This window comes from Oscillospiraceae bacterium, from assembly GCA_025758045.1.
Lineage (GTDB): Bacteria > Bacillota > Clostridia > Oscillospirales > Ruminococcaceae > Gemmiger.
Map to the genome: position 1 here is coordinate 2,746,863 of CP107208.1, position 20,605 is coordinate 2,767,467.

General features: G+C 56.5%; 26 protein-coding genes. 4 read left to right on the forward strand and 22 right to left on the reverse strand.

Going from position 1 to position 20,605, the window contains the following annotated elements; genetic code table 11:
* Window position 1: 1 nt before the first annotated feature.
* Genes tilS through OGM81_12895 form a run of 5 tightly spaced genes read right to left on the reverse strand, consistent with a single transcriptional unit; the run spans window position 2 to window position 7,286 of the window.
* Window positions 2-1,393 carry a tRNA lysidine(34) synthetase TilS gene (tilS, locus tag OGM81_12875; protein ID UYJ43206.1) on the reverse strand — a complete coding sequence of 464 codons (1,392 nt, stop codon included), beginning with the start codon at window positions 1,391-1,393 and terminating at the stop codon, window positions 2-4.
* Window positions 1,383-2,777 carry a replicative DNA helicase gene (dnaB, locus tag OGM81_12880; GenBank protein UYJ43207.1) on the reverse strand — a complete coding sequence of 465 codons (1,395 nt, stop codon included), beginning with the start codon at window positions 2,775-2,777 and terminating at the stop codon, window positions 1,383-1,385. Before dnaB ends, tilS begins: the two co-directional genes overlap by 11 nt.
* Window positions 2,778-2,816: 39 nt before the next feature.
* Entirely contained in the window at window positions 2,817-3,263 is a 447-nt protein-coding gene (gene rplI / locus OGM81_12885) for a 50S ribosomal protein L9 (GenBank protein ID UYJ43208.1), read from the reverse strand.
* 27 nt (window positions 3,264-3,290) lie between these two features.
* Window positions 3,291-5,264 carry a DHH family phosphoesterase gene (locus tag OGM81_12890; GenBank protein UYJ43209.1) on the reverse strand — a complete coding sequence of 658 codons (1,974 nt, stop codon included), beginning with the start codon at window positions 5,262-5,264 and terminating at the stop codon, window positions 3,291-3,293.
* 39 nt (window positions 5,265-5,303) lie between these two features.
* Window positions 5,304-7,286 carry a ribonuclease J gene (locus OGM81_12895; protein ID UYJ43210.1) on the reverse strand — a complete coding sequence of 661 codons (1,983 nt, stop codon included), beginning with the start codon at window positions 7,284-7,286 and terminating at the stop codon, window positions 5,304-5,306.
* A gap of 292 nt (window positions 7,287-7,578) precedes the next feature.
* Between OGM81_12895 and rnhA the strand changes: the two genes are divergently transcribed.
* Window positions 7,579-8,040 (forward strand): ribonuclease HI, encoded by a 462-nt coding sequence (gene rnhA, locus OGM81_12900; protein UYJ43211.1) that lies wholly within the window; start codon window positions 7,579-7,581, stop codon window positions 8,038-8,040.
* 34 nt (window positions 8,041-8,074) lie between these two features.
* Window positions 8,075-8,482, forward strand: coding sequence for a hypothetical protein (locus OGM81_12905; GenBank protein ID UYJ43212.1), 408 nt, complete (start codon window positions 8,075-8,077; stop codon window positions 8,480-8,482).
* Window positions 8,483-8,733: 251 nt separating this feature from the next.
* Here the strand turns inward: OGM81_12905 and OGM81_12910 are convergent, their stop codons facing one another.
* From OGM81_12910 to OGM81_12945, 8 genes are all read right to left on the reverse strand, one after another.
* Entirely contained in the window at window positions 8,734-9,996 is a 1,263-nt protein-coding gene (locus OGM81_12910; protein UYJ43213.1) for a diaminopimelate decarboxylase, read from the reverse strand.
* A gap of 150 nt (window positions 9,997-10,146) precedes the next feature.
* Window positions 10,147-11,538: an MATE family efflux transporter gene (locus OGM81_12915; protein ID UYJ43214.1), complete on the reverse strand. Its 1,392-nt coding sequence runs from the start codon at window positions 11,536-11,538 to the stop codon at window positions 10,147-10,149.
* Between the two features lie 215 nt (window positions 11,539-11,753).
* A complete protein-coding gene (locus tag OGM81_12920) occupies window positions 11,754-12,617 on the reverse strand; it encodes a transporter substrate-binding domain-containing protein (protein ID UYJ43215.1) in 864 nt (287 codons plus the stop codon).
* A complete protein-coding gene (locus OGM81_12925; protein UYJ43216.1) occupies window positions 12,617-13,363 on the reverse strand; it encodes an amino acid ABC transporter ATP-binding protein in 747 nt (248 codons plus the stop codon). Before OGM81_12925 ends, OGM81_12920 begins: the two co-directional genes overlap by 1 nt.
* 4 nt (window positions 13,364-13,367) lie before the next feature.
* Window positions 13,368-14,042: an amino acid ABC transporter permease gene (locus OGM81_12930; GenBank protein UYJ43217.1), complete on the reverse strand. Its 675-nt coding sequence runs from the start codon at window positions 14,040-14,042 to the stop codon at window positions 13,368-13,370.
* Between the two features lie 512 nt (window positions 14,043-14,554).
* Entirely contained in the window at window positions 14,555-14,683 is a 129-nt protein-coding gene (locus OGM81_12935) for a hypothetical protein (GenBank protein UYJ43218.1), read from the reverse strand.
* A complete protein-coding gene (locus OGM81_12940) occupies window positions 14,676-14,846 on the reverse strand; it encodes a hypothetical protein (protein UYJ43219.1) in 171 nt (56 codons plus the stop codon). The genes OGM81_12935 and OGM81_12940 overlap by 8 nt, the downstream gene beginning before the upstream one ends.
* Before the next feature lie 56 nt (window positions 14,847-14,902).
* On the reverse strand, window positions 14,903-15,232 hold the full coding sequence (locus OGM81_12945) for a hypothetical protein (GenBank protein ID UYJ43220.1): 330 nt from the start codon (window positions 15,230-15,232) through the stop codon (window positions 14,903-14,905).
* A 375-nt stretch (window positions 15,233-15,607) separates the two neighbouring features.
* On the opposite strand from OGM81_12945, the gene OGM81_12950 reads away from it, so the two are divergent.
* Together OGM81_12950 and OGM81_12955 are read left to right on the forward strand one after the other, a co-directional pair.
* Window positions 15,608-15,799 carry an antitoxin gene (locus OGM81_12950; protein ID UYJ43221.1) on the forward strand — a complete coding sequence of 64 codons (192 nt, stop codon included), beginning with the start codon at window positions 15,608-15,610 and terminating at the stop codon, window positions 15,797-15,799.
* A 13-nt stretch (window positions 15,800-15,812) separates the two neighbouring features.
* Window positions 15,813-15,947 (forward strand): hypothetical protein, encoded by a 135-nt coding sequence (locus OGM81_12955; GenBank protein ID UYJ43222.1) that lies wholly within the window; start codon window positions 15,813-15,815, stop codon window positions 15,945-15,947.
* Window positions 15,948-16,567: 620 nt separating this feature from the next.
* Here OGM81_12955 and OGM81_12960 read toward each other — a convergent pair.
* The 9 genes from OGM81_12960 to OGM81_13000 all read right to left on the reverse strand — a co-directional run bounded on the left by OGM81_12960 (window position 16,568) and on the right by OGM81_13000 (window position 20,577).
* Window positions 16,568-16,750: a hypothetical protein gene (locus tag OGM81_12960; GenBank protein UYJ43223.1), complete on the reverse strand. Its 183-nt coding sequence runs from the start codon at window positions 16,748-16,750 to the stop codon at window positions 16,568-16,570.
* Window positions 16,751-16,929: 179 nt separating this feature from the next.
* The gene (locus OGM81_12965; protein UYJ43224.1) at window positions 16,930-17,106 is read right to left on the reverse strand and encodes a hypothetical protein; all 177 of its coding nucleotides are present in this window, start codon (window positions 17,104-17,106) and stop codon (window positions 16,930-16,932) included.
* A complete protein-coding gene (locus tag OGM81_12970) occupies window positions 17,103-17,465 on the reverse strand; it encodes a hypothetical protein (GenBank protein ID UYJ43225.1) in 363 nt (120 codons plus the stop codon). The genes OGM81_12965 and OGM81_12970 overlap by 4 nt, the downstream gene beginning before the upstream one ends.
* 69 nt (window positions 17,466-17,534) lie before the next feature.
* Complete coding sequence (locus OGM81_12975; GenBank protein UYJ43226.1) at window positions 17,535-18,344, reverse strand: sigma-70 family RNA polymerase sigma factor; 810 nt, start codon at window positions 18,342-18,344, stop codon at window positions 17,535-17,537.
* A gap of 120 nt (window positions 18,345-18,464) precedes the next feature.
* Window positions 18,465-18,617, reverse strand: coding sequence for a hypothetical protein (locus OGM81_12980; GenBank protein UYJ43227.1), 153 nt, complete (start codon window positions 18,615-18,617; stop codon window positions 18,465-18,467).
* A gap of 12 nt (window positions 18,618-18,629) precedes the next feature.
* Entirely contained in the window at window positions 18,630-18,842 is a 213-nt protein-coding gene (locus OGM81_12985) for a hypothetical protein (protein UYJ43228.1), read from the reverse strand.
* Between the two features lie 75 nt (window positions 18,843-18,917).
* Window positions 18,918-19,499: a hypothetical protein gene (locus tag OGM81_12990; GenBank protein UYJ43229.1), complete on the reverse strand. Its 582-nt coding sequence runs from the start codon at window positions 19,497-19,499 to the stop codon at window positions 18,918-18,920.
* Entirely contained in the window at window positions 19,496-20,248 is a 753-nt protein-coding gene (locus OGM81_12995) for a hypothetical protein (protein UYJ43230.1), read from the reverse strand. The genes OGM81_12990 and OGM81_12995 overlap by 4 nt, the downstream gene beginning before the upstream one ends.
* On the reverse strand, window positions 20,248-20,577 hold the full coding sequence (locus tag OGM81_13000; GenBank protein UYJ43231.1) for a hypothetical protein: 330 nt from the start codon (window positions 20,575-20,577) through the stop codon (window positions 20,248-20,250). The genes OGM81_12995 and OGM81_13000 overlap by 1 nt, the downstream gene beginning before the upstream one ends.
* Window positions 20,578-20,605: the final 28 nt, after the last annotated feature.

A 20,605-nucleotide genomic window follows, 5' to 3' on the forward strand; every position in this document is an offset into this window, starting at 1 on the left:
TTTATGCCTCCCCTGTTTTTTCCGTCCTCACCGTCAGCACTTCATGCGTATACGCATCGGGGGCGCAGCCTTCGGCAAAGCCGCTGCCCCAGAGCCAGAGCACCTCACTGCCGCTGGCCAGCAGCGGCAGCAGCGCCCGCTCATCCAGCGGGACGCCCAGTTCGTTGTAATATTTTTTGAGTGTTTTACGTACATGCCTGCCAGCCGGACGGAAACTGTCCCCCGGCTGCCGTGTGCGCAGCATAACATTCCCTTGTATTTTAGCACAATCCGCACAACAGTTTAAGTCTTTTTTGAAAATTGGTTGATTTTTTAGAAATTCTTCATACTTTACGCGCCGAAATTCCACAAAATAACCACCCGGAAGGCTAAAACTGCCCTCGCTAAGGGGCTGCGGCGGGGCCGGCGGCGGTTTTATGCCCTGCGGGGTCAGGCGCAGCAGCACGCCGTTTTTGATCTTATAGGTCACTTCCGGCGTCAATTGCAGGGCACCTTCCCGCTGCAAAACAAGGAAACGCAGAAGGTTTACATACTTTTCTTCGGCGTCCCGCACAGGGCTGATAAGCGCATGCAGCGCTGCATCCAGCACCGGGCCGCGGGCGCGGCAGAGGGTCTCAACCTCATAGCCGCCCTGCACAGCAGCCGCCTGCAAAAGCGCAGCTGCTTCGGCGGTCAGCCAATCATCCAGTGCCCGCATCTGGCGGCACAGGCGGGCGATCGCCTGCTCCGCCGCCGGGTTGACGCTTTGCAGCGCCGGCACCACCGTATGGCGGATGCGGTTGCGGGCGTAAAGGTCGGCGGCGTTGGTCTCATCCTGCACATAGTTTTGCCCAAGGGCGGCACAGTATGCCTCGGTATCGGCGCGGGTCAGGCACAGGCAGGGGCGGCGGTAGATGCCGCGGCAGGGCGGGATACCTGCCAGCCCGTGCAGACCTGTCCCCCGCGCCATGCGGAACAAGAGCGTCTCCGCCTGGTCAGAACAGGTGTGGGCCGTGGCAATCAGAGCTTCCTCCCGCGCGGCCAGCTGGTCGAACCAGGTATAGCGCAGCTCCCGCGCCCATTCCTCACTGGGCTGGGGCGGGATGGGCACACCCTCTTTCTCGGCATCATACAGGAACAGTTCTACCCCGTTCCGGCGGCAGAACGCCGTGACAAAGTTGGCGTCAGCCCGGGCCGACGCACCGCGGATACCGTGGTTGACGTGGGTGGCCAGCACTTCGATGGCCAAGTCTTTGCGCCGCCGAAGCAAAAAAAGCAACAAAGCCATAGAGTCTGCTCCACCGGAGTAGGCTGCAATGACTCTGTCGCCAGACTTGAACAGACCCTGCTGGCGGCAGTAGGCCAACAGAGTCTCCTCGATACACTGTACAGTTTTTTCCGCGTCAGTACTCATGGCTCACATCCAGGTTGCTGAAGCGGGTATGCGCGCCGTCCCAGCCCAGGCGCACAACGCTGGTCTCACCGTGACGGTTCTTTGCCACGATGCACTCGGCCTCGTTCTCGTTGGCCTGGCTGTCCTCGCCGTTTTGGGAGTTGTAGTAGGCCGCACGGTAGAGGAACAACACGACATCGGCGTCCTGCTCGATAGAGCCGGAATCACGCAGGTCGGAAAGCTGGGGGCGGTGGTCCGAACGGCCGGTAGTCTTTTCCGCTGCACGGGAAAGCTGCGACAGAGCGATGACCGGGACGTTCAGTTCCTTGGCCATGATCTTCAGGTTTCGGGTAATATCACTGATTTCCTGCACGCGGCTCTCAGTGCGCTTGGCACTCTGCATCAATTGCAGGTAGTCGATGATGACAAGGCCGATTTTTTCCTTTTTGGGATCCTGGTTGATGGTGCGGATCTTCGCCTTGATCTCCGGCACCGAAATGCCGGAGGAATCGTCCATATAGATGGGTGCGTTATACAAAAGCGACGTAGCCTGGGCAAAATCGTTCCAGTCGGAGTTGTTCAGACGGCCGGTACGGAATGCCTGGCTGTCGATGTTGGCAGTGCTGGAAAGGATACGGTCAGTCAGCTGTTCGCAGGTCATTTCCAAGCTAAAAATGATAGTTGGAACCTTCTGCTGACGCGCCACGTTGGTGGCGATGTTCAGCGCGAAGGAGGTCTTGCCCATACCGGGGCGGGCGGCCAGAATGATAAGGTCCGAACGGCCCAGGCCGGTAAGCACGGTGTCCAGGTAGTTGAAGCCCGTGGGGATGCCGGCGAACTTGTCGCGGTCGGCACCGCTCAGCTTCTGCATGGTGTCGATAACTTCCAGGATGGATTCCCGGATGGTCTTGACGCCGGATTTATCGCGGCCGCTGCGGATGTCATAAATCTTCTGTTCGGCGCTTTCCAGCAGCATGTCGGCATCCTCGCCGGAGGATGTCTCGCTCAAAATGCTGCGGGCGGCTTCGATCAGGCGGCGGGCCTGGTACTTTTCCCGGACGATCTTTAAGTAGGAATCGACGTTGGAGATAGCCGGGACCGTCTCGGCCAGGTGGGTAACGTAGACCTTGGCATCGTCTGCACCGGCAAAGGTGCCGTTGTTGCCCAGGGCGTTGACCAGCGTGATGAGGTCGACGGCTTCGCTCTCGGTGTAAAGAGAGCGCATCGTCTCGTAGACGGCGCGGTTCTGATCCGAATAGAACATTTCAGGTTCCATATCGGTGATGAGGCGGTTCAGCACCGTTTCATCCATCAGGGCGGCGCCCAGCACGCTCTGCTCGGCCTGCATGTTGTAGGGCATCTGGATGCCCAGACTGGACAGGCTCAATTCTTCATTTCTCGGCATGGCAGACTCCCCTCCTTTTGCCTGTGAAGTTGGTTGACTTTACAGTTCTTCCACTTTCAGTTTGAACGGTGCGACAACGCCGGCATACAGGCGCACAGCGGCGTCATAGCTGCCAAACTCCTTGATAGCGGACGGCAGCTCGACTTTTTTCTTGTCGATCTCGGTGCCGGTCAGCTGGGTCAGCAGTTCAGCGACTTCTTTGCCGGTGACCTTGCCATACAGCTTGCCGGAGGCACCGCCCTTGACTTTGGCGGTGACGACCTGGCCCTTGATCTTTGCAGCCAGCTCTTCGGCAGCCGCGCGGGCTTCTGCCTCATGGTGGGCCTTGGCCTCGCTCTTGGTGCGGGCCTGGTTCAGGGCAGCGGCGTCTGCGGGGGCAGCCAGGCCGCGGGGGAACAGAAAGTTGCGGGCGTAACCGTCCGAAACCTCATGGATCTCGTCTTTTTTACCGATGGTCTTGACATCCTGTTTCAGAATGATCTTCATATAGATTCCCTCCGTATGTCTCTATTTTTACCTTGCCGCGTCCTGCTGGGCAGCCTGGGCGGCGCGGTAAATGTCAATTTGTTCACGGATGCGCGTTTCGGCATCCTGCAGGGTACAGTCATGCAGCTGGGCACCGGCCATCATCAAATGACCGCCGCCGCCCAAGGGCTCCAGAATGACCTGCACGTTCAAGGCGCCCATACTGCGGGCAGAGATGTTGACGCCGCCGTTTTTGGCGACAGCCACAAAGCTGGCGTCCACGCCGTTGATGGTCAGCAGATCGTTGGCCGCCATGGGCAGCACTACGTTCATGCCAGCATCCAGCTCCTCCGAGAGGGCGATGGCACAGCCTTTGTAAATGTAGGCGCTTTCCACAATGTGGGCGCGGGCCTCGTACTCCTCTTTCGAGGTGTTGAACAGCAGCTTGGTATCGGCAGTCTGGGCGCCGCGGCTGCGCAGCCAGGCGGCAGCCTCAAAGGTGCGCACGCCCACATGCAGCGCAAAGCTGCGGGTGTCCAGCATGATGCCGGCCAGCAAGGCCTGGGCTTCCAGCGCGGTGATGTTATCCTCTTTGGGCAGGAACTGCAGCAGTTCACACACCAGTTCGCTGGCACTGGAGGCGTAAGGCTCGTGGTAGAGCAGCAGCGGGTTGTCGATATGGCCGACCGCCATGCGGTGGTGATCGATGACAACAACGCGCTTGCACTTTTCGTAGATTTTCTGGCTTTCCAGCAGGCGCTTCTGGTAGGTATCCACCACGATCAGCAGCGTGCGGGGCGTGATAACATCCAGCGTTTGGTCCGGCGGGATGAAGTTGTGTCCCTCGCCTGCATCGATGAAAGTCTTCAGCAGCGGGCCTGCCAGGGTGGCGTCGCTGTTGACGGCGATGACCGCCGGGACGCCGCAGATCTTGCAGATGCGCAGCACACCGATGGCCGAGCCGATGGCATCCAGGTCGCTCATGCGGTGGCCCATAATGATGACGCTGTCACTCTTTTTGATAAGGTCGCACAAGGCGTTGGCAATGATGCGGCTGCGCACATGACTGCGCTTTTCGACACCGTGGGAGATACCTCCGTAGAATTCAAAGCCGTCTACGGTCTTGACAGCCGCCTGGTCGCCGCCTCGGCCGAGGGCAATATCGATGCTCTCACGGGCCATCTGGTGACATTCCTGCAAAGTCTTGCCGCCGTGACCTACGCCGATGGACAGCGTGGTAAAGCCGCCGGGATGCAGCGCGCGCACCTGGTCAAGAATTTCAAACCGTTCCTGCAGCATCCAGTGGATGTCGCGTTCCTCCACTACCGCAATGTAGCGGCTATTGGAGATCTTGCGCAGGAAACCGGTGCTTTTGGCGATGTACGCTTCCAGCAGACTGTTGATAGCTTCCAGTTCCTTGGCCTGCTCGCTGTCCTTCATGTCGTCGAACAGTTCATCGTAGCTGTCGATCACGATGATCAGACAGGCGGGGCGGCTGGCGGTGTATTCCTCCAGCGTTTGTTTATAAACGGTATCGTCCACAAGGTAGACGATGTTGGCCCCGCGGCTGCCCTTGGCGGCGCCTGCGTAGGCGGTGAACCGCTTGTTTCCTACGGTCAAGTCCTGACCGTGGGGGCGGCTGCAGACCGCAAGGTCCAGTTCCGGGAAAAGCCGGTCGATGGGCCGGGTCACGGCATCGGTGCCGTTCAGCACTTCCTCCCGGAAGATAGTATTATACCACAGCACGCGGCCGTCTGCAATCAACATCGTGGGGATGGGCAGGCCGGTCAGGCTGTACTGGATGCGGCTGTTCTCAAAGTCCGTACTGCAAAGGTTTTTGGCCACAAAGGTGCGCAGACGGCGGCGCTGATACCACAGCACGCCCAGCGCTGCAACGATCAGCACGGCCGGGGCAATGAGCCATTTAGGCGACAGCAATGCCACCGGCACGGCCAAAGCCGCGCAGGCAATGAGCAGCAGCAGGATGACCGCTGCCAGATCCAGGCCTTGCTTTTGCTTCATGGCAAATCCCTCACATTTTCACATCAGTTTGGGGTGGTCTTACACTTCCAGCAGGATAGGCAGGATCATCGGGCTACGCTTGGTCTTGCGGTAGATATAGCTGGAAAGTGCCTCGCGCACACGGGCCTTGACACTGGCCCAATCGTGCATATTGTCGCTCAGGCTGCGGTCCAGGGCCATCTCTACCTGCATACGGGCACCGTCCATCAGTTCCTCGCTCTCGCGGACATAGACGAAACCGCGGCTGACAAGATCCGGACCGGACAGCACCTGGCCGGTGGAACCATCCACAGCAGCCGTCACGATGATGATGCCATCCTCGGACAGGTGGTGGCGGTCACGCAGGACCACATTGCCCACATCGCCCACGCCGTAGCCATCCACCATGACGGCACCGGCGGTAACGGTGTTTTCCACGGTCATGCCGTCGGCAGACAGGCGGATGTTCTGGCCGTTCTCGGCGATATAAATGTTCTGCTTCGGGATATAGCCCAGGTGCTCGGCCGTCTCGGCGTGGCGCTTGAGCTGCTTGAACTCACCGTGCACAGGCAGGAAGTACTGCGGGTGCGCCAGGGTCAGCATAAGCTTCTGTTCTTCCTGGCAGGCGTGGCCCGAAACATGGGTGTCGTACATGTTCTCGTAGATGACCTCGGCGCCCAGGGCCAGCAGGCCGTTGACGACCTTGGTAACGGTCTTTTCGTTGCCGGGGATGGGACGGGCCGAGATGATGATAAAGTCGTTGGGGCCGACCTTGACCTGACGGTGGCTGGCCTGCGCCATGCGGGACAGCGCAGACAGCGGCTCGCCCTGGCTGCCGGTGGTAATGAGCACGACCTTTTCCGGCGGGTACTTGTTGATCTCCTCGATGGGGATCAACACATTGTCAGGGGCATGCAGGTACCCCAGTTCGCGGGCCATCTCGGTGTTGGAGACCATGCTGCGGCCGCTGACGGCCACCTTGCGGCCCGACTCAATGGCCAGGTCGATGATCTGCTGCACGCGGTAGATGTTGGAGGCAAAGGTCGCCACGATGATGCGGCGCTTGCCTGCCTTGCCGAACAGGCCGCGCACGCCCTCGGCCACCGTCTGCTCCGTCGCGGTAAAGCCCGGGCGCTCGGCGTTGGTGGAGTCGGACAGCAGAGCCAGCACGCCCTTGCGGCCGTACTCGGCAATGGTGGACAGGTCGGTGACGGCATCACCGGACAGCGGCGTGTAGTCGACCTTGAAGTCGCCGGTGTGGATGACCACGCCCGCCGGGCACTCGATGGCGAAAGCCAGCGCGTCGGGGATAGAGTGGTTCACATGAATGGGTTCGACGGTGAAGCAGCCGAGCTTGACCTTCTGGCGGGGGCGGATCTCGTGGAAGACGGCGCTGGATGCCAAGCCGTGTTCTTCAAGCTTATTCTTGATGAGGCCGATGGTCAGCCGGGCGGCGTAGATCGGCACGTTGAATTTTTTGAGCAGGTACGGCAGGCTGCCGATGTGGTCCTCGTGTCCGTGGGTGATGAACAGGCCCTTGATGCGGTCCTTGTTCTCCAGCACGTAGGTGAAATCCGGGATGACCAGATCGACGCCGAACATATCCGCATCCGGGAAGACGAGGCCGCAATCGACCAGGATCATATCGCCCTGGCACTCATACAGGGTGATGTTTTTGCCGACTTCACCCAAGCCGCCCAGCGGGCAGATATGCATGGGGATGGCCGGGGTCATCTCATAGTGGGGGGCATTGTTATTCTGCTGGGGCTTGCGGCCGCGGCGCTGCTGGTGCGGAGCCTGACCCTCCCCCTGCGGTGTGTTGCGAGGACGGCGCGGGCGCGGTGCAGGCACGGATTGTGCCGGGGCCTGGGCAGCTTCGGCAGCGGCCGGGCGGGCAGGACGGCGGCGGGGCTTATTGGCCGGGGTGCTATTCTCCTGCGGGGGCTTATTCTGATGATTCTGGCGCGGGGCGCGGCGCGGCGCACCGGCCTTGTCGGTGCCAGAATAGTTGTTATTTTTACGCTTAGGCTTGAATTCTTCCATGAAAACCTCCGATTCTCGTCTAGCAGGACTGACGTATACCGCTCTGTACACGCCGACATTTCCTGCGCCTGTTTGCGATTTATGTATTTTTGCTAAAGGGTGGGTCTACCCTTATAAGACAGTGGCTGGGCGCGAAGAGCCCACCTGAAAAGGTGCGGCCGGGCCCGGTTTCATACACAACATTGCAATTACTACTTATTATAAACGGATTGTGGTTACTTGTCAAACGCCTTGCCATCTTTGCAGGTACACGCTATAATAAATAGTATTACCGGATCATGGGAGATTACGAATGAAACAGATTGAAATTTATACCGACGGCGCGTGCAGCGGCAACCCCGGCCCCGGCGGCTGGGGGGCCATTTTGCGGTTCCGTACCGCACAGAAAGTGTACGAGAAGGAGCTTTCCGGCGGCGAGGCCAACACCACCAACAACCGCATGGAGATGACCGCCCTGCTGGAAGCCCTGCGCCAGTTGAAAGAGCCCTGCGCCATCGATTTGTACAGCGACAGCCAGTATGTCATCAACGGGCTGGAAAAAGGCTGGGCCAAGGGGTGGCGCGCCCGCGGCTGGAAAAAAGCCGACAAGTCCCCCGCCCTGAACCCTGACCTGTGGGCCCCGCTTTTGGAAGAAAGCGAAAAGCACAAGATTACCTACCACTGGCTGAAAGGCCACGCCGGCCACCCCGAAAACGAGCGCTGCGACCGCATGGCCGTGGAGCAGAGTAAAAAGTACGGCGGCCGCCAGGCATAACGCCCCCTCCACCTATAAAATAAGGAGAAAGACAATGGATGGTTTCAACACCTTTGAAAAGCAGGACAAAGTGCTGCTGGGGCTGAACAGTGGCGCTGATGCCGCAGCAGCCTACCGCATTTTGCAGCAGCAGGGCTTTGCCGTGCTGACCTTTACCGCCGAAGATACTGCCGACTCCCCCGCCGCCCCGGCCACGCTGCTGCCGCTGCTGGCCGAGCAGGCCGCCAAGCTGGACTGCGCCTTTATCGCCACCGGGCATTATGCCCGCATTGAAGTGGACGAGGGCGGCGTGTCCCACATCATTACCGCTGTGGATGCCGAGGCTGACCAGAGTGCTCTGCTGGCTGACCTGCCGCAGGAATTGCTGGCCAAGCTGGTGCTGCCCCTGGGCGAGTTCAGCAAGGCGGATGCCGCCGAGATCGCTGCTGCCAAAGCGGAATAACCTTGCTGCAAAAGTAAAGGCAACACCGCACAATTCCCGCCTAACGGCTTAAGCACCGCTCCGGCGGCTGCGGCACGGCATCTGCGTTGCCAAAATGCTCGATAATACACAAAGTATTATCTGCGCTTTTGGCTTAGCATCTGCCGCACCTCGCTCGCCGTATCGGCACTTAGAATTATGCGGTATTGCCTAAAACAAAATATGCAAAAAGCAGATGTACCGCAATAGGTGCATCTGCTTTTGTTTTGCGATTATTTTTTGAAGAACGGCGTAAAGTCGAAGGTGGCAAAGTAGTCGGCCGGGGTCTCGGCACGGCGAATTTTCTGGAAGGAGCCGTCCGGTTTCAGCAGCACCTCGGCGCTGCGCAACTTGCCGTTGTAGTTGTAGCCCATCGAGAAGCCGTGGGCACCGGCATCGTGGATAAAGAGGATATCGCCCTTGTCGATTTCAGGCAACATGCGGTCGATGGCAAACTTATCGTTATTCTCGCACAGGCCGCCGACCACATCGTACTTGTGGTCGCAGGGGGCATCTTCTTTGCCCAGCACCGTGATGTGGTGGTAGGAGCCGTACATGGCCGGACGCATCAGGTTGGCGGCACAGGCGTCCACACCGATATACTCCTTATAAATGTGCTTTTCGTGGATGGCGGTGGTAATGAGAGCACCGTAGGGTGCCAGCATGAAGCGACCCATCTCGGTAAAGATGGCTACATCGCCCATCCCAGCGGGCACGAGGATCTCCTCAAACTTTTTGCGCACGCCTTCGCCGATGGCGGCGATGTCGTTGCTGCGCTGGTCGGGGCGGTAGGCAATGCCCACGCCGCCGGACAGGTTGATAAACTTGATTTTTGCGCCGGTGCGCTTGTGCAGACGGACGGCCAGTTCAAACAGGATGCCGGCCAGCTTGGGATAGTAATCGTCGGTGACAGTGTTGCTGGCGAGGAAGGAGTGAATGCCGAACTCCTCAGCGCCCAGTTTCATCAGGCGGGTGTAGGCTTCGGCCATCTGGTCCTCGCTCATGCCGTACTTGGCGTCGCCGGGGTTATCCATGATGCCGTTGCCCAGCTCAAACACACCGCCCGGATTGTAGCGGCAGCAAACGGTCTTGGGGACACCGGCCGTTTCTTTGAGGAAGTCCACATGGGTCAAATCGTCCAGGTTGATGTAAGCGCCCAGCTCGTAGGCTTTCTGCATGTCCTGCGCCGGCGTCTCGTTGGAGGAAAACATGATGTCGCTGCCGGTAAAGCCGCAGGCCTCGCTCATCAGCAGCTCGGTGTAGCTGGAGCAGTCGACGCCGCAGCCCTCCTCCTGCAGAATTTTCAGGATGTAAGGGTTCGGAGTGGCCTTGACGGCAAAGTACTCCTTGAAGCCTTTATTCCAGCTGAACGCGGCGTTGACCTTGCGGGCGTTCGCGCGGATACCGGCCTCATCGTACAGGTGGAAGGGCGTGGGGATCTCAGCGGCAATGGCCCGTGCCTGGGCCAGCGTAACAAACGGCTTTTTCTGCGGCATATCTACTCTTTCCTTTCCCAACTAAGATAGTTGTTATTATACGCTGTTTACCGGCTTTCGGCAAGAGCGGTGCGGGAAAATATGCAGGGATATGCAAAAAGGCCGCCCCAAGGGGCGGCTGTTTTGCGTAGAATTCAATCTGCGTTTGCTTTACAGGGCAGCTTCGTGTTCCGGGCTTTCGCTCTGGATATGCAGGCGGGCGGCCAGCAGGCGGTCGTCCAACTGGCGGCAGGTCCAGCGGTAGGCCGGGTACAGGAAGATGCAGGCCGCGATCCAAGCGGCGGGGTTCGCCAGCTCGGCGCCAAAGTAGCCCAGCATCGGCACCAGCACGATGGCCACGGCGGTACGGGCGATCATCTCGGCCACGCCGGCCATCATGGCCAGCGTGGAGAAGCCCAGGCCCTGGATGCTGTAACGCCAGACGATCAGCGCACCCAGCGGCACGAAAAACACGCTGTTCCAGAAGAGGTACTCGCGCCCCATGGCGACGATCTCCACCTCGGTGGTCGTGTCGAGGAAGAGGGACATGACGGCTACATCGGCAAAATGCAGGATAAGAGCCGAAGCAATGCTGTAGACGGTGGCGATCAGCAGTGCGCTGGTAACGCCTTTGCGCACGCGGTCCATCCGGGCGGCCCCCAGGTTCTGGCCCGAGTAGGTGGCCATGGCCGTGCCGACGCTCTCCAGCGGGACGGTCAGCAGGTTCATCGTCTTGCTGGCGGCGGTGACGGCGGCGACAGCCGTGCTGCCCAGCACATTGACGGCCCACTGCATGATAACGCTGCCGATGGCCGTGATGCTGCACTGCAGGCCCATCGGCACGCCGATGCCCATCAGGCGGATGCAGGCGCGCTTGCTGAAGGCGAGCTCGCCTTTCTGCATATGCAGCACCTCAAACTTGCGGCACAGGAAGCCGAAGCTGACCACGCCGGAGATGGCCTGGGAAATATCGGTGGCCAGCGCTGCGCCGAGGATTCCCATCTTGAACGGCACGATGAACAAAAGATCCAGGCCGATGTTCAGAGCGCTGGTCAGGATCAGGAAGTACAGCGGTGTTTTGCTGTCGCCCAGGGCGCGCATGATACTGGCGACCATGTTGTACAAAAAGATGAACGGGATGCTGGCGAAGATCCAGCCAATATAGATGACCGCACCGTCCAGGATGTCCTCAGGCGTCTGCATCAGCACCAGCAGCGGGCGGGTCAGGGTCACCGTGGTGATGGTAAGCACTACGCTGAATGCGATGCACAGCCAGGCGGCATTAGCCACATGGCGGCGCAGGTCGCTGTAATCCCGTGCGCCGAACAGCTGAGCGATGGGGATGGCAAAACCATTGCAGATGCCAATGACGAAGCCCAGGATCAGATAGTTGATGGAGCCGGTGGAGCCGACCGACGCCAGCGCACTGACGCCGCAGAAACGGCCTACGATGATGGTATCTGCCAGCGCGTAAAACTGCTGGAACAGATTGCCCAGCACAAGCGGCAGGGTGAAGAACAGGATCACTTTCAGCGGATTGCCGCCGGTAAGGTCTTTTGTCATAGTGCGTTTATTCCCTCTATACTCTCTACTTTCCAAAATGCGTTCTCTATCACGGCGGCCCTTATAAATACCGCGGCTGCTATTATAGCACGCGCGGCGGCAAAATCAAGGGGTGAAACCATGCAAATTTTGCGTTTTTTCGCAAGAAAACCGCCCTGCAGAGAACACTGCAGAGCGGTGTGGTTGCTGTAGGCTGTCAGGCGGCCGGTTCCCTGTTAGTCGTTGGAGGAAATGTCGGTGCCGAAGTACTTCTCGCTCAGATCTTTCAGCTGGCCGGAGGCACGCAGCTCGTCAATGGCGGTGTTAATAGCCTCACGCAGGGTGGCGGTCTCGTCGCCCTTGCGCAGCGGGATAGCAACCTCGTTGGCGTCCTGGGTCAGGACTGCGATCTTGACGTTGGCGTCGGGATGCTCTTTGGTGTAGTCGTAGAAGGTAACCTCAGCATTCAGGGTAGCATCGATGCGGCCGCTGTTCAGCAGTTCGAAGGTCTGGTTCAGGTCGTCCACGCCGGTAACGTCGGCGCCGTACTGCTCAGCCAGCTGGGCGTAGGTGCTGGAGATGGTGTTGGCGGTCTTTTTGTCCTTCAGATCTTCCAGGCTGTTGATGGTGTCGTTATCCCCCTTGGTGATGACGGCGGTGCGGTTGTAGGCGTACGGCTCGGAGAAGTCGTATTTCTCGGCGCGCTCCTCGGTGATGTCCACGCCGTTGACCATGATGTCGTAACGGCCAGCGTCCAGACCGGCCAGCAGGCCGTCCCACTCGCCCTCGATGAACTCCGGCTCAACGCCCAGCTTCTCGGCGATCAGGGTAGCAACTTCCACGTCATAGCCGACGAGGTTGTCGTTTTCATCGTGGTAGGTCCAGGGGGCCCAGGTGCCCTCCATGGCGACGGTGATGGTGCCGCGCTCCCGGATCTGGCTCAGCAGGTCGGCAGAAGCAGCGGTATCGGTGGTGGCGCTGTCGGCGGCGGAATCAGCAGCCGGGGCAGCGGAAGAAGCGGCAGAGCTGCCGCAGCCAGCCAGCACGGCGGCGGAAATAGCGGCGGTCAGGGCCAGGGCGGTGATCTTTTTACGGTTCATCAGGTAAAACTCCTTTGTTTGTAATTCTGCAGGAACTCCCGGGTGCGGGGCTGCTGCGGGTTGGTGAAGAAAGTTTCGGCGTCGGCCTGCTCCACGATGACGCCGGCGTCCATAAAGACAACGCGGTTGGCCACATGGCGGGCGAAGTCCATCTCGTGGGTGACGACCAGCATCGTGCGCCCCTCATCGGCCAAACGGCGCATGACGGTCAGCACCTCGCCGGTCAGCTCGGGGTCGAGGGCCGAGGTCGGCTCGTCGAAATAGAGGATCTCCGGGTCGTAAGCAATGGCGCGGGCAATGGCCACGCGCTGCTGCTGGCCGCCGGAAAGCTGGCTGGGATAGTGGTCGCAGCGGTCCCCCATGCCGACTTTATCCAGCGCGGCACGGGCGATCTCGTCGGCCTGGTGCTTGTCCATCTTGCGGGCAATGACAAGGCCCTCGGTCACGTTTTGCAGCGCGGTCTTGTTGGCGAACAGGTTGTAGTTTTGGAACACAAAACCGGTGCGGCGGCGCAGGGCGTGAATCTGGGCGTGGGTGATGCGGCTCAGCTCTACCTGCTGGCCGTCAAAGACCATGGTGCCCGCATCGGCATGCTCCAAAAAGTTCATGCAGCGCAGAAGCGTTGTTTTGCCGCTGCCGCTGGAGCCGAGGACGGCCACGACATCGCCCTTCTGGATATTGAGATTGATGCCCCTTAAGACATGCAGGTCACCGAAGGATTTTTGCAGATCATGGATTTCCAGCATCGTATCAACTCCTTTGTGCGCCGCGGCGGTTCAGCAGCTTCTCGCCCCAGGCCTGCACGCGGGTCAGCACCGTGCAGAACAGCAGGTAGACAAGGCCGACCTCCAGATAGAGGGCCAGCGGCTCGTAGGTGCGGGCGACGATGCGCTGGGTGGTCATGAACATTTCGGTCACGGTGATATTGGCCGCCAGAGAGGTATCCTTGACCATGGCGATCAGGGAGTTGGCCAGCGTGGGGAACGCCGTGCGCAGGGCTTGCGGCAGGATGATGCGCCACATGATCTGCATGTAGCTCATGCCCACGCACTGCCCTGCTTCCAGCTGGCCCTTGGGCACCGATTCCAGCGCCGCGCGGATAGTCTCGGCACCGTAAGCACCCTCGTTGATGGAAAACACCAGCACCGCCGCAGGGAACGGCTCGATGAGGATGCCGACACCCGGCAGGCCGTAGAACACTACAAACAGCTGCACCAGAATGGGCGTACCGCGGATGATCCAGATGTACAGGCGGGCCAGCTTGGTAAGTACCGGCACCTGGGCAAACTGCACCAGCGCCACCGCCACGGAGATGACAAGAGAAATAGAAAAGGACAGCGCCGTCAACGGGATGGTGACGGTAATGCCAGGGATCAGGATCTTAAAAAAGGAATCCGCCAATATCTGGGCAAGGCGTTCTGTCATGATGGGGATGTTCCCTCCTTGGGGTTTTATTTCCTACTTTTTCAGTATGCTTGCAAAATCAACTGCTCTATCATACATGCAGCCGTCGGGTTTGTCAAGGCCGCAGGTCTTCAACCTGCCATAAAACTATAACATGGAACCGAGGTTTAAGTTCAAGCAACATTTTTGCTGTTTTTGTTTAATTTTTGCAGTGTCTCTCCCTCATACACAAAAAGCCTGCGACAGGAAACCTGTCGCAGACTTTTACGCTTGGAGCTGGTAGCCAGACTTGAACTGGCGACCTGCTGATTACGAATCGCCGTTTCTTCGCGTTGTGTCGTTAAATAATGTGCAATATTTTGCGATATTATGACAATCTGTGTTGAGTGTCGTTTAGTCACTTTTAGTAGTTTTTAATAGAATTATGCCCAAATTATGACCATTTCAGCAGTCCCATAAATGGGAAAAGCGCCCCGCTAAGGGCGCTCTGCCTGTTATGGGTTCTTCCCGCCGGGGGTGTTGGCGCACGGTGGTCAATTTTTCGGGGTGTACTGGGCGATGATTTCCTGCGCACCTGCCACAAACACTGCCATTTGGTCAGAGGTAAAGGTCAGCAGTATGGATACTAAGTATTCAATGGTTTCCGATTCTTTATCAATCATTACAAGCGCCTCCATTCTTTGCCGCTTGGCGACGGGCTTTTTCTTCCTCGCACAGTTCAAGCAGACATTCAAGCTCTTTTTTACTCATTTCGTCAAGAGCTGCATCAATGCTGTTCCCTGTTGCTGCTAACGAAAGAACCTTCACAATTTTAGTGTAATCCATTTTTAATACCTCGCAAGCCCGTCAAGCCTGATAGCGCAGCTTTGTTTATTCGTTTGTTATGCTTTAATCGGCTGCACTTGGTTTGCGCCGAAAAAACTTGCCGTGTACGTCTTGCCATTGCCGTGACTTGCCCAGATTAGGACGGCGCGGAAAAGCGCCTTGCTGCCGTGAATCACTTCATATCCCGCCGCTTTCCAGTCAGCCCACGTTTTGCAATCCTCTGCAATCCCGGCGGATGCTTTGGCTGCTGCAATCGCTGCCGCGTTCTGTGGGCGGGCTTTGGCGCTCTGCCAAGCTCTGTGCAGGGCTTCGGCAAATACTATCCCTCCTTTGCGGAAAATCGCCCACGCACGGCTCATAATCGCGCTAAGGTCATACTGCTTCATTGCTTGCTCCTTTACATTTTGGGGCAAACCGTGCTATAATGGGTTTGCCCTATTGTGGGGGTGCGCTCGGTGTGTAGTTGGTAGCTATGCCGGGCGCTTTTCTTTTGCCGTTGGGGGTTAAGGTTCGCGGTGGCTCGGTGCTGTCTGCGCTCTGTGAGGTTCTAGCAATCCTGTCCGCGTCTTATCTGGCGTTTCTGGTGGGCTTTCGCTTGACGTCCGCCTTGACCTTTTCCCTTTCGACATCTTTATTATATACCATTGCGCAAGTACATTCAATATGCAAATTGCACAAAGATATACACTTGCATAAGTACAAATTGTACACTTGCGCAAGTACAGATTGCGTGCTATAATATGTAAGAGGAGGTGTAACCATTGGGAACAGCAAGAACAAAGGCGAATAACAAATGGAATGCTAAAGCCTATGACCGTGTAAACCTCGTGTTGAAAAAAGATACCAGCCCGACAAAGGATGAAGTTCAAGCCGCTGCTGATGCAGAGGGAGTTAGCCTGAATGCGTATATTGTGGCGGCAATCAGCCAACAGTTAAATAAAGAGAAACCGTAAAGGGGGCGTTATTATGAGCGAGAGAGCGCAGGCAAAGCAGATTATTGATACCTTGCCGGGTGACGCGCTGCCGTCACTTGATTTTTCCGCGCTCGATGAAGCATTGCAAGACTTCGACACGTTCGTTAATTCCCCGAATCCTTTATAATAGAAAATACGGAAAAACTCGGCGGCTCTGGCGGCATAATATGTTAATCTTCGGCGTGCTGTTTATGCGGCGCGCCTTTTACCCTTTATGCAGCCTTTTATATATGTCCGAAAAATTCCGATACACTTGCACAATAAAAGAAGGCCCGCCGGGGATGATAGCAAAGAATAGGGTGATGCGCTGTAAAGCCCCTGCAAGGCTCTGTGGCACGTTTTGTACTCCAGACGACAACTATATTAAACAGACCCGCAACGTCAAAACGGGCGTGTTTCTCGCGCTGTGGCGTTGCGATGCTCAAAGTATGCAAAAGCCCCCGACGGTTCGTCCCGCTGGGGGTGAATTAGTTTATTGACACGATACGCGCACGTAAAAAATTTTCAATGACGTTCGCGGTCAGTTCTTCCCATCTTTTGCCCATTTCGACAATGACGGCGGGGAAATCCTTGCAGTCCTCGTAACACTGCCCGCTGCACAGATTGGCGACGCGTGAAATATCATCCCACAAACGCAGGATTGCGCAGTTTCCGCCCTTACAGTCGGAGTACACCTGATTCAGCGCGGCGCGGATTGCCGCTATATCTGGACTTGTCGCAGCTGTATGTGCATTTATAGGGCTGTTTTTACATTAAACCTTTAATGAAGTTTGCAAGAGGCAGAAGGAACACACAGGTAAACGTAATGCCCAGGCAAAACCACGTTACAATCTGATAGAACATCATATCGCGCTGCTGGCGCAGATTTTCTAACGTTTCGGAAAGTTCTTTCTTCAATCTTTCGTTTTCTTGATTTTTAGTTTCGTTCATTAGAATCCTCCAAAATTCTGCTCTTAAAGGCATTGTGCGGGCGGAACGCCGTGTTTCCCTGCGCCGCAATTACGCTGGCTAAAATTGCGCTGTCAAGTTCCATCGGCAGATTTTGCGCACAATCAATTCAAAATGTTCATAGCTGAAAATTTCCATACCGTCACCTACTTTCTTGTGTTTTATAGGTCATCAATAATAATCACGCTGTATTTGTTTTTCAGCGCTTCAACGGTTTTTACGGTATCGCCGTTTGGCAGTCTGTAACCGCCGGGAACGGCTTCAACGATAATAACGCCATCGCCCTGCTTCAAGGCATCTTCAAGGCGTTTCAGTCGCGTTAATACATCGCCCTTCACGTTTCGTTTTTCCCCCTTTCTTCCAGCGCCCGCAAGCGCTGTTCAATGTCTACGGCTTCGTTTAGCCGCAGCGAGTATTCGCACAAGGCGCGGCACGCGGCTATTTGTTCGCGCGGCTGCTGTGTGTCATCCTGTACAATCGCGGCTAGTCGCTCAATCGCGGGCGGCAATACGCTTTTAGCTTTGGTGCAAGCTGCTTCTAGTAGTTCATTGCAGCGCTTACTGTATTCGGCTTGAAATACTGGGTCTTGCTTATAGCGACGCAATGCAGATTCAGAAAGCCCGGCGGCTTTGGCTGCTGCCCGCGCTGTGGGGCACGAAATAAGCGCTGCAAGCGCCCGTTCCTGTTTAGGTGTCAATTTATCACCTCTCAATCAAAACGCCGTTTTCGGGCGGTTTTTCACGCTTTGCGGCAATCCCGGCGGGGTTTATCGGGAAGATTCCAGCTTTTCTACCCATTCAATGGCGCGTTCCTCTACGCTTCCGCCGTTTTGCCACGCGCTCAGTCCTGTTCCGCGCCACGATTCACCGGCAATGACTGCATCGTGCCAGCGATTCAAACGCACATCTGACCGCAGCTTTCTCAGCGCACGTCCCTCTACTGTGCGAACCTGTGAGGCGGTCAGCCCCATCTTTTCGCCGGTTGCTGCAAGGGATAATCCGCTATAGTATCTATGGCGAATGGAGGCGCCCTCTGACGGGTCACAGCGGTCTAATACATCGTCTATCACTTGACGCAATTCGGCGTTAAACAGGCGCGTTTCTGCGTCTGCAAATGCCTGTTCGGCTGTGGGGTCTGGCTGTAATTCTCCGATTGTGCTGCTTTCCGGATTTTCCGGATTGGCTTTAATGTCTAAGCTGGAACAGTGATTCAGAGGGTCAGCGCTGGTTGTGTGGATATTTCCGTCAGAGTCTGCAAAACTTCGACGATGCCCGTTCGACATAGCAAGGGAAATCTGACGGCGCATTGCCTGTGAAAGCCACGTTGTAAAAGCTCCCCGTGCCGGGTCGTAGGTCTTGGCGGCGTATTCTACCGCAAAAAAGCTCTCTTGCTCGAAATCGTCAGCAGTCATTCCGTGCGCGTCCGCAAGGTCTTTGTGTGAAGGATACCACTTCCAAAACAGGGTGTGAAGCAGCCCTTTATTAAGCTCCCACAGCTGCCCCAGCGCAAAGCTATTCCCGGATGCCGCCAGTTGGGCAAGGGCGATGTTGGTTGCCTGTTGTTCTGCTGCCGACATGATGAAACCCTCCGTCATACGAAAAAAGCACAGACTCAAGGAAACTTTTTCTTGCTTCCCTGAGCCTGTGCGGCATACCTTTCGGCGGTACTCAAATTTTGTATATTATACCATAAAACGTCAATTTTTGCAAGTTGTCAGGTAGAGCACCTTTACGCCGTTCGGCGCTGTGCTGCTGTGCTGCCGAACATTAGGCAGGCTCTGCAACAGTTCGGCACGGATGCGCTCAAAGGTGGCGCGTTCCTGTTCGGAATATGTAATTCTAATCTTCACGGGCGCCCTCCTTCAATTAAAATCAATCAAATCAAGGGATTCGGTCTGAATCTCATCTGTTAGCGTTCGCAGCATCTTCCCATACTCGTGCATACTGTAAGCAGAACTTTCCCGGTTCTCAATCATTGATGTCCCCAATACGTCTATGGTGCGGGCAATCCAGTAAATGCGTTCTGCCTGATCACGGGGCGACTTTTTTACGTTTATGTCAGGGCGGTTAAACATGGCAAAACTCTCCTTTGTGAAATTGTTAAAAAATTTATCGCGTTATTCACGATGACGAGGATTTATATCAGGCAACTAATGCCAACCATCGTTCCAAGATTTTGCAGTCAGCAATGCAACAGAGCCTTTTTCCGCAAGTCGTGCGCAATCATCGGCACACGTTGGTAAAAGGGCGGGATTTATAGGGGCTGCCTTTTGCCATTTATCGTAAAACCGTTCAAATTCTGCTCTCTTATATGCGCGCCCCTCATCCGTCATATGGTTCAGTTCAAGCGCTGCTTGGTAGCTCCCCAACCAATCCCGTGCAACGGCAGGCAAGCACGAAAACATTTTGCTGTAGTCAAGCGGCGGTTCCCCGTAATAACGAACCCGCGAAATCATCCTTTGGATGCAAAGCCAAGCGTCAGCGGAAGGAATTTCATACTGTGTTTGGATAGCTCGCAGTTGGTCGCACAAGTCTGCCAGCGTGACCGGAAAACGGCAGACAGTGAACGCTTTCTGCATAGCTGCCTGCCCTGCATATGCAGGAACGTCTGCCAGCTCTGCCGACCAGATGGCAATTTGTGTTGCAGCATTTTCATCCGTCAGCGGCTTTGCCGAATTGCTGTACATGGCAACATTCCAGCGCATTAAGGTGGTGACTTCATCGATGGTCATATTTTCCCTCCCAGTAAATCAAGGTTTCCGGCTTTCAGTTGGACGGCAACGCGGGACAATGTATCAGAGGCGGGTTCCTGTGCTGTCCGCTGCGTTTGTGGATGGTTATACTGTCCGGCACGGCGTATCCAATTACGGGCGGCAGCCTGCCAGTCCTTCATACAGGCTCTTCCGCCCACCTTCCAGCCGTTGGCTGTGAAGTAGTCGATAAAGGATTTTGCCTCTGTCGCTGACGAACCTTGTTCGTCAAAGTAATTAATAGCCTCGTCCTCAGACGGTGGTGTGAAACGCTGGCGGGGCGGCTTGTCCGCAATCTCTTTTCTAGGTTCTGTTCCGTTGGGTTCTGTTAAGTTGGGTTGTGGTTCCATTTGGTTGCCAGATGGTTGCAAAGCGGTTGACACACTGGATACCAACTCATACCGGCCAAATTTGTTTACCTCGATTGCAGCCTTTTCTGCTTGATAAATCGTAGGGCGGTATCTATCGTTTCGTAGTGTGTTGTTCGCATTCCAGTCTCGGATAACCACAACACCACTATCAAACGGAATGATAAAGCCTTTCGCCACAAGCAACTTTAAATCATCCGTATTGCATCCAACAGACTTTGCAATTTTTCTCGGACTTGAAACGAAACCGTCATCGTCGCCGTGCATGCCCAGATGAAAGTATAAAACCTGTGCGCTGACGGACATCTCCGTAAAATTGTCGGTATCGACCACGTCAAGGCTGAACATTCTACGGCGTGCCATTATAGCGTTTCCTCACTTTCAAAATCCAGCTGGCCTAATGGGATGCCCAACTTGCGGGCAACCGGGGCGATTGCCTTTAGACCATGTTTGCATCTAGCAGCCTGGACGTGGTAAAAGGCGGCCATCTCCTTTTGTGCAGTCTCCGGGTCATCGCTCGGCAGGAAGTAACCACCGTAGCCGCCAGGGGCATATAGGATAATCTCGCCAGCATCACGGGCTCGCATGATCTGGCTGCGCAGTCCGCGCGGAGTAGTCTCTAGTTTAGCGGCCAGTACATCGGCGAGGATTGCGCTTTCGCGGCCATGTCCTAAGAAATCGGTAACTTTCATTTGTAACACCTCCGAAAATGTGGTATAC